18 protein-coding genes are annotated in these 14,675 nt (G+C 46.7%); 14 read left to right on the top strand and 4 right to left on the bottom strand.

Annotation, left to right across the window (positions count from 1 at the left end):
- Positions 1-107: 107 nt before the first annotated feature.
- On the top strand, positions 108-350 hold the full coding sequence (locus tag ACO2Q8_RS29195; RefSeq protein ID WP_423348447.1) for a hypothetical protein: 243 nt from the start codon (positions 108-110) through the stop codon (positions 348-350).
- Between the two features lie 40 nt (positions 351-390).
- A complete protein-coding gene (locus ACO2Q8_RS29190; protein ID WP_423348446.1) occupies positions 391-726 on the top strand; it encodes a hypothetical protein in 336 nt (111 codons plus the stop codon).
- Position 727: 1 nt separating this feature from the next.
- On the opposite strand, the gene ACO2Q8_RS29185 is transcribed toward ACO2Q8_RS29190, so the two are convergent.
- Positions 728-1,192 (bottom strand): hypothetical protein, encoded by a 465-nt coding sequence (locus ACO2Q8_RS29185; RefSeq protein ID WP_423348445.1) that lies wholly within the window; start codon positions 1,190-1,192, stop codon positions 728-730.
- The gene (gene mobQ / locus ACO2Q8_RS29180) at positions 1,158-2,102 is read right to left on the bottom strand and encodes a MobQ family relaxase (protein WP_423348444.1); all 945 of its coding nucleotides are present in this window, start codon (positions 2,100-2,102) and stop codon (positions 1,158-1,160) included. The genes ACO2Q8_RS29185 and mobQ overlap by 35 nt, the downstream gene beginning before the upstream one ends.
- A gap of 192 nt (positions 2,103-2,294) precedes the next feature.
- Between mobQ and ACO2Q8_RS29175 the strand changes: the two genes are divergently transcribed.
- The 6 genes from ACO2Q8_RS29175 (at position 2,295) to ACO2Q8_RS29150 (ending at position 8,208) form a co-directional block, all read left to right on the top strand.
- Positions 2,295-3,734: a type IV secretory system conjugative DNA transfer family protein gene (locus ACO2Q8_RS29175; RefSeq protein ID WP_423348443.1), complete on the top strand. Its 1,440-nt coding sequence runs from the start codon at positions 2,295-2,297 to the stop codon at positions 3,732-3,734.
- Complete coding sequence (locus ACO2Q8_RS29170; protein ID WP_423348442.1) at positions 3,731-4,684, top strand: hypothetical protein; 954 nt, start codon at positions 3,731-3,733, stop codon at positions 4,682-4,684. Before ACO2Q8_RS29175 ends, ACO2Q8_RS29170 begins: the two co-directional genes overlap by 4 nt.
- Positions 4,685-4,743: 59 nt before the next feature.
- Positions 4,744-5,022, top strand: coding sequence for a type II toxin-antitoxin system RelE/ParE family toxin (locus ACO2Q8_RS29165; RefSeq protein WP_423348441.1), 279 nt, complete (start codon positions 4,744-4,746; stop codon positions 5,020-5,022).
- 14 nt (positions 5,023-5,036) lie between these two features.
- Positions 5,037-5,357, top strand: a complete 321-nt coding sequence (locus tag ACO2Q8_RS29160; protein WP_423348440.1) for a HigA family addiction module antitoxin — start codon at positions 5,037-5,039, stop codon at positions 5,355-5,357.
- Positions 5,358-5,416: 59 nt separating this feature from the next.
- Positions 5,417-6,652, top strand: coding sequence for a tyrosine--tRNA ligase (gene tyrS / locus ACO2Q8_RS29155; protein WP_423348439.1), 1,236 nt, complete (start codon positions 5,417-5,419; stop codon positions 6,650-6,652).
- Positions 6,653-7,122: 470 nt separating this feature from the next.
- Positions 7,123-8,208, top strand: a complete 1,086-nt coding sequence (locus ACO2Q8_RS29150; protein WP_423348438.1) for a radical SAM protein — start codon at positions 7,123-7,125, stop codon at positions 8,206-8,208.
- Positions 8,209-8,292: 84 nt separating this feature from the next.
- Here the strand turns inward: ACO2Q8_RS29150 and ACO2Q8_RS29145 are convergent, their stop codons facing one another.
- The gene (locus ACO2Q8_RS29145) at positions 8,293-8,541 is read right to left on the bottom strand and encodes a hypothetical protein (protein WP_423348437.1); all 249 of its coding nucleotides are present in this window, start codon (positions 8,539-8,541) and stop codon (positions 8,293-8,295) included.
- Between the two features lie 100 nt (positions 8,542-8,641).
- Complete coding sequence (locus ACO2Q8_RS29140; protein WP_423348436.1) at positions 8,642-8,875, bottom strand: hypothetical protein; 234 nt, start codon at positions 8,873-8,875, stop codon at positions 8,642-8,644.
- Between the two features lie 1,077 nt (positions 8,876-9,952).
- On the opposite strand from ACO2Q8_RS29140, the gene ACO2Q8_RS29135 reads away from it, so the two are divergent.
- From ACO2Q8_RS29135 to ACO2Q8_RS29110, 6 genes are all read left to right on the top strand, one after another.
- Entirely contained in the window at positions 9,953-10,645 is a 693-nt protein-coding gene (locus ACO2Q8_RS29135; RefSeq protein ID WP_423348435.1) for a recombinase family protein, read from the top strand.
- A gap of 113 nt (positions 10,646-10,758) precedes the next feature.
- Positions 10,759-11,412, top strand: a complete 654-nt coding sequence (locus ACO2Q8_RS29130; protein WP_423348434.1) for an AAA family ATPase — start codon at positions 10,759-10,761, stop codon at positions 11,410-11,412.
- A 4-nt stretch (positions 11,413-11,416) separates the two neighbouring features.
- Complete coding sequence (locus ACO2Q8_RS29125) at positions 11,417-11,761, top strand: hypothetical protein (RefSeq protein WP_423348433.1); 345 nt, start codon at positions 11,417-11,419, stop codon at positions 11,759-11,761.
- Between the two features lie 58 nt (positions 11,762-11,819).
- On the top strand, positions 11,820-12,740 hold the full coding sequence (locus ACO2Q8_RS29120) for a replication protein RepA (protein ID WP_423348432.1): 921 nt from the start codon (positions 11,820-11,822) through the stop codon (positions 12,738-12,740).
- Positions 12,741-13,047: 307 nt separating this feature from the next.
- Positions 13,048-14,022, top strand: coding sequence for a toprim domain-containing protein (locus tag ACO2Q8_RS29115; RefSeq protein ID WP_423348431.1), 975 nt, complete (start codon positions 13,048-13,050; stop codon positions 14,020-14,022).
- A gap of 89 nt (positions 14,023-14,111) precedes the next feature.
- On the top strand, positions 14,112-14,600 hold the full coding sequence (locus ACO2Q8_RS29110) for a DUF305 domain-containing protein (RefSeq protein ID WP_423348430.1): 489 nt from the start codon (positions 14,112-14,114) through the stop codon (positions 14,598-14,600).
- Positions 14,601-14,675: the final 75 nt, after the last annotated feature.

Below are 14,675 nucleotides of genomic sequence, written 5' to 3'. Positions count from 1 at the left end.
CGGGAGATTGCCGAAATGAAGCAGATCCTCGCCCGCTTGGAAAAATAGACCTGTACTGTCATCAAAGTTTCGCATGTAGGGCAGGGCAATCATGGTATAATCAAACCATGACACAGCCTGCCGCACAGATTGTTCCGTTTCCCTACCCGGTGCGCGACGATGACACCCCTATCAGGGAATTAACCGAAGCCGAAGCCGTATGGGTGGCCAGGAAAGAAGCCGCATGGTTACTGAACCAAGTCGCCACGGGGCAGCTTGCCGAAATCCCGGAATCATCCCGGCAGTGCATCCGGGAAATAAATAGCTTTTGCATCAAGTACGGATACCCGCCGATAGACTGTGATTTGTAGGGATTTATGAGCAATTTTAGGAAGCTAAACACTTCCTCTAATGGCATCCCAACGAATCGAAGAGATCATGCGCCAGGCGTCGGCCAAAGAGCAGGCCGCATTCAAAGAATCGGTGCAGACGCTGAAAGATAACAATGTCCAACTCAAGGCCGACAGCTACGGGCCGCAGACCCCGCCCCGGCGCGCCGAGCAGACCAACACCAGCGAGCCGAAGCTTAACGAAACGGTTTTTCCCAACCAGCAATCGAAGCAGGAGCCGCAGCGAGGAGCGCAGAAAATCGAACAGGCCCGGACAGAGATGCAGGGCAAAGCCGCTGAGCCGAGCCAGGCGCAGGAGAAAAGCACCCCCACACAGAACCAGGAGCGAGACCGCTGATCTATTCCGCCGATTTGTCGAACGGGCTGGAAATCGTCAGGTTGGTAATGATGGGTTGCCCCGGTTCCGGCTCCTGATCCTGGCCAGGGTGAAATTCCCGCAGTTCCTTGACCTTTTCCCGCAGTAAGGACTGCTCGATCTTTTCCAGCCCTTTCCCTGTCAGGGTGAAAACATGCGTCGTGGTTTGAATAGAGAGCGTTTCAGGGGGTGTGTAGAACCACCCCAGTAGGTAGGCATACCCGCACCCGTAGATGTGCCCTCTCCGGTCAATTATGCGAAACCTGGGGGCATTGCCCCGCTTCTCCATATGCTGCACCAGGGCGCGGTATCGCCCATCCTCGTTTTCGTCGGTCTCATCCGGCTCCGCGTTCGGCGCAGGTTTCACCAGAGCCGGGTAAGGCTGGCGGGTGTATTTTTTGAGAATCTCGTTTTTATCGCTCGATGCCGCCCCGGTCTCGTTCGTCATTTCCATACCAATCTTTGTGGTTATTTTCGCCATAGGCGGCTTCATAATATTTGTAAGCTACATCATCGCGCACCGCATCCACGGCGCGGCTCGTATGGTAGCTGATTTGATGCGTCAGGAGGTGGCCAGCATAGGCCGCTTGCGCGTTGTTTTCGTGCATGACCTGGCGCACCTCTTTTCCCCATTCGGTTTCGTAGCCGCGTTTTTCCAGGTGGGTAACTTTCGGCCCGATCTTGGGTTGAGGTTGCCGCTCGATGCCTTTTTCTTTCAGACTGCGCAGATCGAAATGAACCTCGGAATCCGCTTTTTCGGAAGCGTCGTTTAAAATCCGCTCGTAGGATTGCCGGAAGTCAGCCAGCACCTTTTTATCATCCATGCCACCGACGCGGCCCGTTAGTTTTTTGCCGAAATGGTCATCTTCGACCGGGCGCAGGGTGAACATGATATGCGCATGCGGGTTGCGGTCGCCGTCGGAGGCTTCGGGGCTGTGAATGGCAAAATCCGCGACCAGGCCCCGGCTCGTCAGATTCTCTTTCACGAAATCCCGCACCACTTCTTTGTGTTGCTCCAAGTCCAAATTCCGGGGCAGCGTCAGGATGATTTCTTTGGCTAACTGCGCATCAATTCTTTTTTCACCCGCTTCTACGGCATTCCAAAGTTTTTCCCGGTCGCTCATCCAGTCGGGCGCACCTTCGGGGGTGATGATTTCCGAATGCAGGACGTTTTCTTTCCGGGTGAAGTCATGCGTTTTTTCGTACCGTTCATCCTTCAACACTTCGCCGGAGCGATACGAAGCACAGGCCACCACCGAGCGGGAAGTAACCGCCGAACCGGAACGGTACGCGGAAGCGCCGACCGCCGAGCGGCCCCCGGATCGGCTGATGGCGTTAATATGCAAATTGGCGTGCATAGGCAGAAGAATTTATAAGTGCGCGTATAGGAGTTACTTCGTAACTCTTCCTGGACGGACTGTAAACAGGAGCCAATTTGCGACCAACAGGGGAGAGAAAAAACGGGAAAAATCACGTAAAAAATTGGGGAAATTTCCCGTTTTGGAACATTGGATGAAACGATAGATTGCGAATTATACCCGCTCTCTGCCGTGAACTTTACGAACCTTGATGAAGTCCTTTATCACTTCACCAACGCCGACGGACTGACCCGTTCGGACGCTTTCACCATCCGCCAGGCATGCGAGGGCGTGCAGATTTTTGGCGGCATCGGATCGGGCAAAACCAGCGGCAGCGGAGCCGCCCTTGCCAAAGCTTATTTGCGGGCCGGATTCGGTGGCCTGGTGTTATGCGCCAAGAAAGACGAGCTGGCCACCTGGCAACGTTACGCCGAAGAGACCGGACGCACCGATAGCCTTTTGGTGTTCGATGCCAGCGGAGAATACCGCTTTCCCTTCCTGCAATATGAAGTCAACCGCGAGGGCGAGGGAGCCGGATATACGGAAAACCTGGTGCGGCTGTTCATGACGGTTTACGAAGCGGTGAGCCGCAGCAGTAGCGGCAGCGGAGCCGATCCGTATTGGTCGGGTGCCATGCAGCAACTTATGCGGAACGCCATCGACCTGAGTTTGATTGCCCGAGGCACCGTATCCGTGCCGCTCATGCACGAGATCGTCCGATCCGCTCCGCAGAGTACCGAGGAGCGTAACAGCCCCGAATGGTGGGAAAAGAGTCTGTGCGCCAAATTGCTGGCCGAGTGCCAGACCAAGACGCTCGATAAGTGGACGGACTACGATTTAGAAACCACGGCGGGGTATTGGCTCGATGAGTATCCCAGCATCAGCAGTCGCACCCGATCCGGCATTGTCTCGATGTTCACCACCACCACGGATCATTTCTTGCGCCGACCGTTCCGCATGTTGTTTTCGGAGCCGCCCGACGATCCTAATAAAATCGCTTTCCCTGAACTCACACATGAGGGCGTGGTGATCGTCATGAATCTGCCCGTGAAAGAGTTCGGCAGTGCCGGCCGAGCCGCCCAGGTCGTGTATAAATATATCTGGCAGCAAGCCGCCGAACGACGGGACGTGAAAGAGAACCCCCGCCCGATTTTTCTATGGGTGGACGAAGCGCAGAACTTCGCCACCGAATACGACATGCAGTTTCAGGCGACCGCGCGCAGCTCGCGGGCCTGTACGGTGTATCTGACGCAGAACCTACCCAACTATTTCGCGGAAATGGGCGGAGAAGGAAGCCGCCACCGGGTCAACTCCCTGGTGGGTAATCTGCAAACCAAAATCTGGCACGCCAACAGCGATCCGGAGACCAATACCCATGCCGCCGACGTGATCGGCAAAAGCTGGCACATCCGGCAAGGACAGTCGCAGTCATTGGGCGGTCAGTCGCTCAATATCGGGGAATCGCAGCAGGAGAGTTTTGATTATGACGTTGCCCCGCAGGTTTTTACCCAACTCCTGAAAGGCGGGCCGGAAAACCGTCATCGGGTGGTGGGGATCGTCTTTCAGAATGGCCGCACTTGGTCGAATGATCGCACTTATCTAATCTCTATTTTTAACCAACTAAAACCATGAGAAACCAGCCGCGCGACGTAACCGGAGGGGAAGCCGTTTGTGGCGGGATGATTCCCGGCCTGGGCTTGATGAATTACCTGTTGGGCCTGTTGACTGTGCCTATCGAAGTGTTTTTGCGCCGTGATTTCGGGGAGCGGTATTTTACCCGGATGAATTTTATCGGCGGGCTGATTATCCTGATCCTGTGGTCGCTGACGGGTTCGCTGCTGAACATGATAAACATGTTCAATCCGCTGGCCTGGTTGAGCAACCGCAGCGGCAGCACGACGGCCAGCGCGTTCCCCACCGTCATCAAATGGTATGTGCTCATCAGTATCGCCCATTTTCTGTATATGTGGTGGAAAGACATTATCGGAAACCCGGTGCATTCCTATTCGGCGGGCCGCTCCTGGCTGCGGCCCATCGGGGGCGCGGTCATGTTTCTGCTGAATCTGGTTTTGAATAACATTGTGCGGCTGATCTTCCTGGTCACGCCCGGCGCGGACAAGGAGAGGTTGCCGAGCCTGCTTCCCGTGCTGCGCGATAAAGACACCTTCACGGAACGATTCATTGAGCCGTTTGTCGTGTTCATTGCGGCTCTGGTGTTCATGGGTCAGCAGCAATATATGGTGGCCTGGTGGCTGCTATTTTCGGTCATGGCGCTGAATATGTACACCGGGCTACGCCATCAGGCCGAGCGGGGCGTTTTTCTGGATTACCGCGACCAGATGATTGACGCGCGTTTTTACCGCATGTTCCTGGCGGGTGAATCTACAAAGGGTGCGGTTTCCGGCTCGAAAGAAAAGATGGTGCAGGAAACAGCGCGGGAGGTGGAGAAAAACCCGGATGTATTACCGATCATCGAAGCGCAAAACCCAAGCCTAGCCCGTGCTATCGAGCGCATTAGCCCAAAATTGAAAGCTATTGCCGAACGGGAAAACGAGGCCCCGGGAATATCTCAAGCCGTTTAACGTTAATATGAAATGTGTCAGCGCTTGCAACTTGGCACGTTTCGCGTTACTATTGCGTTATGATTGTTAGTTACCGGCATAAAGGTTTGGAATTGTACGCTACAAAAGGCGACCGCTCGAAGCTGCATCAACCTCATGTTCAGAAAATCAAAACCATCCTGACACGTCTGGATGCTGCCACCACCCCGCAAATGATGGATCAGCCAGGTTATAAATTTCATTCTCTGACCGGTGACTTACAGGGCTTCTACTCAGTAAAAATATCGGGAAACTACCGGATCATCTTCCGGTTTGAAGGAGAAAATGCCCACGATGTTGATTATATTGATTATCACTAAAGGAGCTTGATATTATGGCACTTTTTGACCCTGCCCATCCGGGCGAATTAATTCGCGAAACTCTTGAAGGTCTACGGGAGGAAACCGGCCATAAATTTACCGTGCAGGAAGTGGCCAACGGGTTAGGTACTACCCGCAAAACGCTTTCGGCCATCATCAACGGCAAGCAGAGTGTGACACCTGAAATGGCTATTCGCCTAGCCGCAGCCTTTACAAATACGACCCCGGAGTTCTGGCTGACGGTCCAGGAGAATTACGACCTAGCGCAGGCCCGTTGCAGAGTAGATACTAGTAACGTGCGGGTTTTTTGGAATCCTACACTCCTAGTAGTTTAACCAGTGTAAAATTATTATTTCGGCTCGCTGAGTAGAAGTTTGCATAATAAATTGTAAGTATGACTGATATTGAACAGGAAGTCACAGTTCTAGAAGAAAACGTTGAGATTGTTATGCCTAACAATTTCATAAGCGAACGTTTAACTTTAGCTAAGAAAGAAAACAGACAATTAATTGTTAAGCTTGGATTTGATCCGACGGCTCCAGATTTACATTTAGGCCATGCTGTAGTTCTTAAAAAATTAAAGCAATTTCAAGATTTTGGGCATAAGGTATTCGTCATTATTGGAGACTTTACTGCTTGTATCGGAGATCCGACTGGTAAAAATAAAACAAGACCTCCCCTCACTAAAGAACAAGTTCAACTCAATGCTATTACTTACGTAGACCAACTATCAAAAATTTTAGATATTTCTAAAATAGAGATTAAATATAATTCAGAATGGCTAGATAAAATTTCATTGCGAGACACTATTAAATTACTTTCGCAGATGACAGTTGCGCAAATTATGCAAAGAACTGATTTTAATAATCGTTTTCAAAATAACTTGCCAATTTCATTACATGAGCTGATGTATCCTTTACTGCAAGGGCAAGATTCTGTAGCAATAAAAGCTGATATTGAAATGGGAGGAACAGATCAGCTCTTTAATTGTACAGTAGGAAGATTGCTGCAAGAACAAGAAGGGTCATTAGGACAAGGCGTTATTTGTATGCCTTTACTTAAGGGTATCGATGGCTCTGCAAAAATGAGTAAGTCAGAAAATAATTATATCGGACTTACTGATAATCCAAATGAAATGTTTGGTAAAATTATGTCCATACCTGACAGCCTTCTATTAGACTATATTAATTTAGTTACTAACTTTTCTTTGAGAGAAAGAAAAGGATTAATAAATCGATTACAGCAAAACGAGAATCCTATAATTATTAAAAAAATAGTAGCGCATAACGTAGTAGAACAATACCACAACATTGAAGCGGCAAATAATGCGCAAGACTATTTTGCTAATCAATTTCAAAGTAGAAACCTAGAGCAAAAGGTGTACGTTGAAAAGAACATTACAGATATAGGCCTTGAAAGTGATAGTATTGTAACTATTGTCGAATTGTGCAAGCTTCTAAAGCCTGCTGAAAGTAAATCACAAATTAGACGCCTAATACAGAGCGGTGCAGTTACTTTTAACGCTGAAAAAGTGAAGGATATAGATCTCAAAATTAACTTATCAGGAAAATTTCCTATAAAGATAAAAATTGGGAAAAGGGATTTCTTTGATATAACAGATGCGGTTTAGTTCATATTAAATTATGCTAATGAATAGCTAGCACCGAAAGCTTCTTAACTATGATAGCATATATTCAAAATCGAATAATCCTGATCTTAGGTTGTCTTAATTCCATTATTTGACGTTTGGGAAGATAAACTCAGATATTTCGAAACAATCTGCTAAAAATTGATAAAAAAAATATGCATGAAAAACTGTTTTTCATGCATATTTTTTTTATTATTGAATGTAAGTACTTCTACTCCGTGTTTAGTTGATTTAGGTCCACTTTTTAATTTAAAATTAAATTTATCTAATCATGAAAAATGTCACGGTAAAACAAAAGACAAAAGCTGTGAACTTGCTCTCTGCTGTATCGAAGAGCAGAATTGAGCACGAACAGACTGTTCGTACGTTAGCTTATTCAACTGACGTTACCACTTAGTGCAAAGTCTCAACAGATTGTGGAGATATTCTCCACAATCTTTTTCAAATTAATTATGGAAGATATACTTACCATAAATGACCGGTTGCCAGGTAGTCGATATGGTCGTGAAGAGCGCAAACGCTTATTTACCGCCAGTGTAGAAGTTACAGGTAGGTGCAATGCTACATGTAGCTATTGTCACTTCTTCGCAACCAGAGACAGGAAAAAGGTAGCCTATGATATCCCTTTCTCACAGTTTGATGCATACATGCACTTTCTACGTTATTGGAAGGAAAAAATAGAAGGAGAGTTGAGTTACAGGTTTTCAGGTGGGGAAGCTTTAGTAATGGGAGATAGGCTTTTTGATTATTCTAATCATGGTTACAAAATTACAGGTATAAAACCTTTTATCTTATCCGTTGGTAAATCTTTAGATCAAAAATGGGTTGATAAGGCAAAAGTCAATTCTGTCAGCCATGTTTTTGTTTCGGTTGAAAATCCTATAAACCCAGACAAAGGAGCACCAGATCCAAAGAAGATTATAGAGAAAATAAGACGTCTCCATAATGAGGATTTACCAATAATTGCGGGCGTATGCGTTGTGCCCAATAGCAATTTCAAAGATTTGCTTTTTATTTGTGACTGGTTTTATGAAAACTTGGGCTACATTCCGGCTATTGCTGAAGTAAATTATGATGTATATCAACCAATCAAGGAGTTTGAATGGACAGCTTTAGAAAGTAATTTGGAAGCGGTGTATAAAAAGTACTATGGCATAACTCAACTTAATCTTTTTCATAGTGTCTCTCCTGAGCTAAATTATAGAGGATCGGACCCATATATATTTTCGCTTGATTTAGAGAACTCGTACAAAATTACGATAGATAACTACTATGAAAAGATTTTTGATGTTGTAGAAAATTTATCTGGCCGAAATTACCCCTCTTTACAATGTGAGAATACTAACTGCGATTGGTGGGAGTTTTGCGATAATACAAAATGGTATTGGCAAGGTGACCATAATAATGCTAAGTCGTTAAAATTAAATGATTATTGCAGATTTAAGAGAATGCTGAATGATACATTTTATAAACTAATTGTTGATCCAGAACACAAAAATAATGAATTAGGAATTTTTGATTGTTCCCCTGTTGTATAACAGGAAACGCTCGCTAGTTTCATTAAATAGCAATGCCGAATCAAAACCAAAGCATTTTGATTCGGCATTGCTATTTAATGAAACTTAATGATGATGGTATCTATCGTAGCCACTATCATCAATATGAACAGATGAATGACCAGGGGGAACCCTATCCAAGGAGTTGGTCTCCCCATGAGGAACATTTTTTTCGGCAAGTTTTTTCTTTACTCTATCGTGCCAGTCTATTCCTTCCTTTGCAAGGAATCCTCCCCCAACAGCTTTTGCAGCCCATTCGAGATGGTGGGCATTCTGTTTAGCAACATAAATAACTCTTTTGATAAAAGGTCCCATATATTCAAAAGTTTAGTTTCTGAATAAAAGTTAAGCGTAATAATTGTTAGTATTCACAATTGTCTCATTATTAGGCAATTGTGTTTATCGGGTATTAACATTAAGCAGAAATGTCATCTGAATGATGACCATCGCCAAATATGCCATTCAGTATACTGGCTACAATAGCTGTTCCTGTTACAATAGGAGCAACTTGACTTACTTTACCAATCTTTGTAGAAACAACATAAACATGATCACATTTGGGACAAATGTATTTCTTCACTGTCCATGTATTTTCTAACTCGATTTCTTTAAGTGGTTCACCATTGCAGGCTGCTTTAGCGCATTTCATGTTAAGCTAGTTAGTCGTCCAATTTATCGCCTACATATATACCTGTCAGGATCCCAAAAATAGACAAAGCTGGACCAACAAATGGTTTAGCCTTGCCCCATGTTGTGACCTTGGTAGTTTTTGTAAGACAATTCTTGCAATGCCATACCCTCTTTTCAGATGTTTCGTACTCCAAAACCATGAATCTGTCTGATTCGCAATGTATACATTTAGGCGACTCTTCCATAATATGAGATTTTGTTGATTTATGCCATGCCCTTACTAATATAGTCATAGATACATTTATGACTAATGCGGATCAAATATTGTACACCAAAAATCTTTGTCTTTTGGTATGCTCGATGCCATCACAAATCCCTCTTCAAGCTCTCTGTTTACCGGGAATAATAGACAATGAAAATATTGAACTAAGAAATAGTAGCCTTCTAAAGGTAACAAAAAATAGTTTATTCCTTAGGTGTTGTGGAAAAATAATTTTAATTTAAAGAGGTTAGTATTTATACTCAAAATGTTCATGATATGATTAATTCTATCGTGGCAGTTATAACTGCTATCTTAGGAGGTCGGGGACGTGGCGGAGCTTCTTCTGGAGATTTCGTCCCATCAAATCAAAATGGACCTAAAACTGGTCCGAAAATAAATAAATCAGGGAAACAAATCCCTAGATAGTAGAATAGCTAAACTAGGGAGCTGTTATCCAATGCTTTTACCTCCTTTGTTCACAAGCAAATGGACGTTTGCTTGTGAACGAAATACGACTATATTGCCTTCTAAAAGTAAGAACCCCCGCACCTCTCTCGAAAGATCGGTGCAGGGGTTCTTACATCCCAAAATGAGTAGTGTGATCGCTACTAATCACCCGGCTTATGCTTATGTGGCTTTAAAGTGGGGTGCTTCGGTTGGCTTTCAGGAGTGACCCGTCTTCTTTGATCCGGCGTACCGTCTGGTTTGTTGGGCTTTGGCCCTGGTTTGATGCCCATAGTAGTTGTTTGTTTAAGATTAAAAAAGTTGTCCGTAAAACTCTGAAAATAAACAGCCTTACTCTTAAGGTGGCATAAACAAAGATAGAAATTTTATATGAAAGCCATCGCCTATTATCGCGTTTCAACCGACCGCCAGGGCAAAAGCGGTTTGGGCCTGGAAGCCCAGCAAGAAGCCGTGCGCCTGTTCGCTGATCGGCAGGGCTACCAGGTCACGGCACACTTTACCGAGATCGAGAGCGGACGAAAAAACCAACGCCCGCAGTTATTGGCAGCACTCGCCCAATGCAAGAAAGAGAAAGCCACACTCATCATTGCCAAGCTCGACCGATTGGGCCGCAACGTCGCATTCATTGCGAATCTGATGGAAAGCAAGGTGCAGTTTAAGGCCGTGGACAATCCCTATGCCGACGAACTGATGATTCACCTATTGGCTGCATTTGCCCAACACGAGCGGAAACAAATCAGCACCCGCACGAAGGACGCACTACAAGCGGCCATCCGGCGCGGGGTGCAGTTGGGTAAGCACGGAAAGGAAGTGCAGTGCCATAAAGAGCGCGAAGCCGCCGACGAGTTCGCGGAGAAAATGCGGCCAACGGTGCAGGAAATACAACACCAGGGCATAACCACGATCCGGGCCATGCGTGACGAGTTGAACCGCCGACAGGTGCCGACATACCGAAGCACCGCCCAAGGCTGGCACATTCGCACTGTACACGCTTTATTGAAACGGATCGAGGCTAGCCACCCCCCGCTGGAGAGATTGCCAAAAATAGAATTGAATGGATGAGTAGAATAATCGTCAAACAGTATTTAAAACAGTATATTGAATAATACTTTACTTTGTATAAAATTCAGTATTAAAAACGCAACTGAACATTCATCATAGTAACAGGATAACCAATGATTTACACCGTTGGAGGAGTAAAAGGCGGTTGCGGTAAAAGTACCGTCGCAACAAATCTTGCAATCTACCTTGCCCAGCAGGGCCGTGACGTTTTGCTGATTGACGCTGACGATCAGGAAACCGCTTATGACTTCACGACCTTACGGGAGGAACGCGAGGGAACGCAAGCAACCTATGCAGTGATGAAGCAAACCGGCTCATCCATACGGCGCGAGGTGCCCAAGTTCAAAGAGAAGTTCCAAGATATTGTTATTGATACGGGAGGGCGGGACACAGACAGCCAAAGGGCTGCTCTCACTATCTCAAATGTCTACCTGGTTCCATTCGTCCCGCGCTCGTTCGATATATGGACATTGGAGCGCGTTGATAAATTGATTGATGAAGCCAGGACGGTAAATGAGACGCTGAAAGCATTTGTGTTTCTCAACCGGGCCGATGCGCGAGGAGATGAAAATAGCGATGCCGCAGAAATGCTCTCGGAGAGCAAGCAGGTCATTTTCATTGATGCTCCATTGGGCTACCGGAAAGCGTTTTCAACTGCCGCAGCTAGCGGATTAGGAGTGATCGAATTGAAAGTTGCTGATGATAAGGCAGCGGTCGAGTTCCGACAGCTAATGGTTAAAATTTCTGATGAACTGAAAAAGAAGTAACGATATGGCAAAGCTCGCACGCAGACCCAAAGCGGATGATTCCAGAACGGCCACGGCCACGGAAAAGCCAGACAAGCACGTTGAGCGTTTGGCAGATGCCTTTATTAACAAGGGCGGGAAATCCATTGTCAACAGCACAGGCCCACGAGCCACACGAGGGCGTGTATCGGAGCAGTCCGACCCCGAAGCGAAAATAGGGATTACCGTAAAACTGTTGGTGAAAGAGCGTGATGAAATCAACCAGCTACGCAAGGGAAGACCCACCCGCTCACATGTATCATTACATGATTGGATCATAGAGGCCGTACAGGAGAAGCTAAAAAAGGAAGGCGCAAAATACAGTTTTTAATACTGAATACAGTATAGAGAATAATATAAAATTCAGTATAAAAACAGGTATAAGACCAATGAGCGATCAACCCGAAAAAAATAAACCCTCTCGCTATGTCCAAAGCCGAATGCGGCTTGTTATGGAAAGCTTTGAGACGCCCAGAGAGGAGCGGCAGCACTTGTACATGCCTGTTGCTTTGGCTCATGTGTATTTCCCCCGACGCGATGCAAAACTAGCTCCTACAGAAAGCTGGAAACACACCAGCGGGGATTTCTCGTTAAGGATAAAGCAAATTTCCGTCGAGAATCCGCTAACTGGAGAAGATCAATTTTTGGGTGTTCCCTTCGGGCCAAAAGCTCGTTTGTTATTAGGCGTCATCAACGCTTTAGCGTTGCAACAAGGCAGCAATAAAATTGACATCGAGGCCGACACGCTCCCCAAGTTTTTGCAAAAAATGGGTTTGACTGATGGGGGAAATCAGATCAACCAGGCGCGCAACCAGATCGCCCGTTTAGCATCGTCCATTATCAGCGTCAGCTACCGGCAAGCAGACGGGAGCAGCCTTCAAGCGAATATACCTATTGTGAAAGGGTTCGATTTATTTCCACAGTCGCAACCTGGTCAGCTTCTACTTTGGAAGAGACATATTCACCTAAGCCTAGACTATTGGGAAGAGCTACAAAAACACCCATTGCCACTTGCGCTTGAGCATCTCCGCATCCTTTCCGGCAATGCCCGCGCCATCGACTTTTACAGCTTCCTGGCGTATCGCCTGCACAGTTTGAAAAAACCTCTGTTTCTGACCTGGCCAATCATGAAAGAAATCTTTGGGGGCGACATTGAGCGCATGGATAATTTCAAAGCGAAAATGAGACATACCGCCGGACTCGTGCGAGTTGCCTATACCGATGCAAAATTCAGTTGCGACGGGCAAGGGTGGACGTTTGAGAAAAGCCCCGCACCGATTCAGAAGAAACAGCAATTTATTATACCGTAATTTGGTCACAAGGTTACCGTAACTTGGTAGGAGCCATGTTGATAAGTGCTGTATAACAGGCACTTGAATGCAGTTATCCACCGTAACTTGGTAGGAGAAAATAGCGATTATCCACCGTAACTTGGTAGGACAACAACCGTAACTTGGTAGGACAACCTATTATAGTAACTATTAAATAAAAAAACTTACTATTAATGGTTGATCCTAGCTCAGTGGAAAACTCCCCTAAATCGCCAAATTTTTCTTTTGCTGGTGAGAAGAAAAAGAGGGGCGAAGTTGGGGTCGAAAAACAAATGAACATATTTCGATGAATTCGGAGCAAGCTAAAAAACTCTCATTGCCTGATCTACTCGCCAAGCTGGGCCATGCACCCGTGCGCGAAACAAAAGGCGGTTATGAGTTGTGGTATCGTTCCCCCTTCCGCGAAGAAACCGAGCCATCGTTTCACACCTCGTTCATTGGCGGTAAATGGATATGGAATGATTTCGGAGACAAAGGCGGCACCGTCATTGATTTTGTCATGCGCCAGCAGAATCTAACCAGCATCAAAGACGCATTGGCCTACCTGGACGAGATGTTTCAGCCTGGTTTATTCAGCAGTCCAACCCTTAGGCCGCAGACCCGCCCCGATCTTTTTTCTTTTCAACAGCAAGCCCACCGCGAAGCGGTCGAAAATTTTTCAGCAGATCGTCAGCTCGAACTGATCGACGTTCAGCCCTTGCGCCATTTTGTCATTCTCAAATACCTGACCGAAGAACGCCACATTCCGGCAGACCTGGCGCAGCGATATTTGCGCCTGGTTCGCTATCGTAACAACGGCAAGGAGTATTTCGCCTTTGGCATGGAGAATCAGGCCGGAGGGTACGAAATCCGGGCGGCATCAAGCCGCCACAATTTCAAATCGGCTTTGAATGCCCGCGACATTACCATCATTCCCGGCACGGCAGCGGGCCGCAGCACGGCGCACGTTTTCGAGGGCATGACGGATTTCCTTTCATTCCTGGTTTTAAACGGGGTGCAGGAATCCCCCGACGATTGCATCATCATGCACTCGCTTTCTTCTTTTCATCGAACCGTTGCCCACATCCGCAGCCAGAACTACAAGGCCGTGAAAACGTATCTCGACAACGACAAAGCGGGCCAGCAGGGTACAGACAGATTCAAGGCGGAGTTCGGGGCAATGCTGTTGCCCCGGGGCGAGGCATTTGCCCCGCACCACGATTTAAATGCCATGCTCCAGGCGCAGCGATCCGGGCAAAACAGTTCTTCGCTTTTCCGGTAGCAATTTCAGCTTATATTTTTTACAGAAAACAGTTCCCACTTTCCGGGCGTTTCAGCAGTAAGAGCAATCAAACCAAAATTGAAAGCGTTATGGAAACTTCGGAAAAAATGCACGGCAATATGAAGATGCAAAAAGGTCATTATCAGAAATTCTTTCTGATGCTGGCGGTATCGTTCATCATTATGCACATCACCATGTACCTGAACACGGAGCGGGCCGATCATCTGTATTTGAGTACCAATCGCCTGTACATGACCACGCTCATGATTACGACAATGGCCATCGTCATGCTGTTATTCATGCGCTCGATGTACCAGGACGCCCGCATGAACGCGGCCATCATTGCTGGGAGTGTTCTTCTGTTTGGGGCTGCGCTGTTTGGGGTCAGGAATCAGGTATTCATTGACGACAAACGGTTTATGCAATCCATGATCCCGCACCATTCCATTGCTATTCTGGTAAGCAAAAACGCCGATTTGAAAGACCCGGAGGTAAAACGGTTGGCGCAGGACATTATCGAAGCCCAGGAGCGGGAGATTGCCGAAATGAAGCAGATCCTCGCCCGCTTGGAAAAATAGACCTGTACTGTCATCAAAGTTTCGCATGTAGGGCAGGGCAATCATGGTATAATCAAACCATGACACAGCCTGCCG

Origin of the sequence: Larkinella sp. VNQ87 (assembly GCF_049445795.1) — a bacterium.
Classification (GTDB): Bacteria; Bacteroidota; Bacteroidia; order Cytophagales; family Spirosomataceae; genus Larkinella.
Note: the sequence above shows the minus strand (reverse complement) of the source record. Positions and strands in the feature narration are given on the sequence as shown.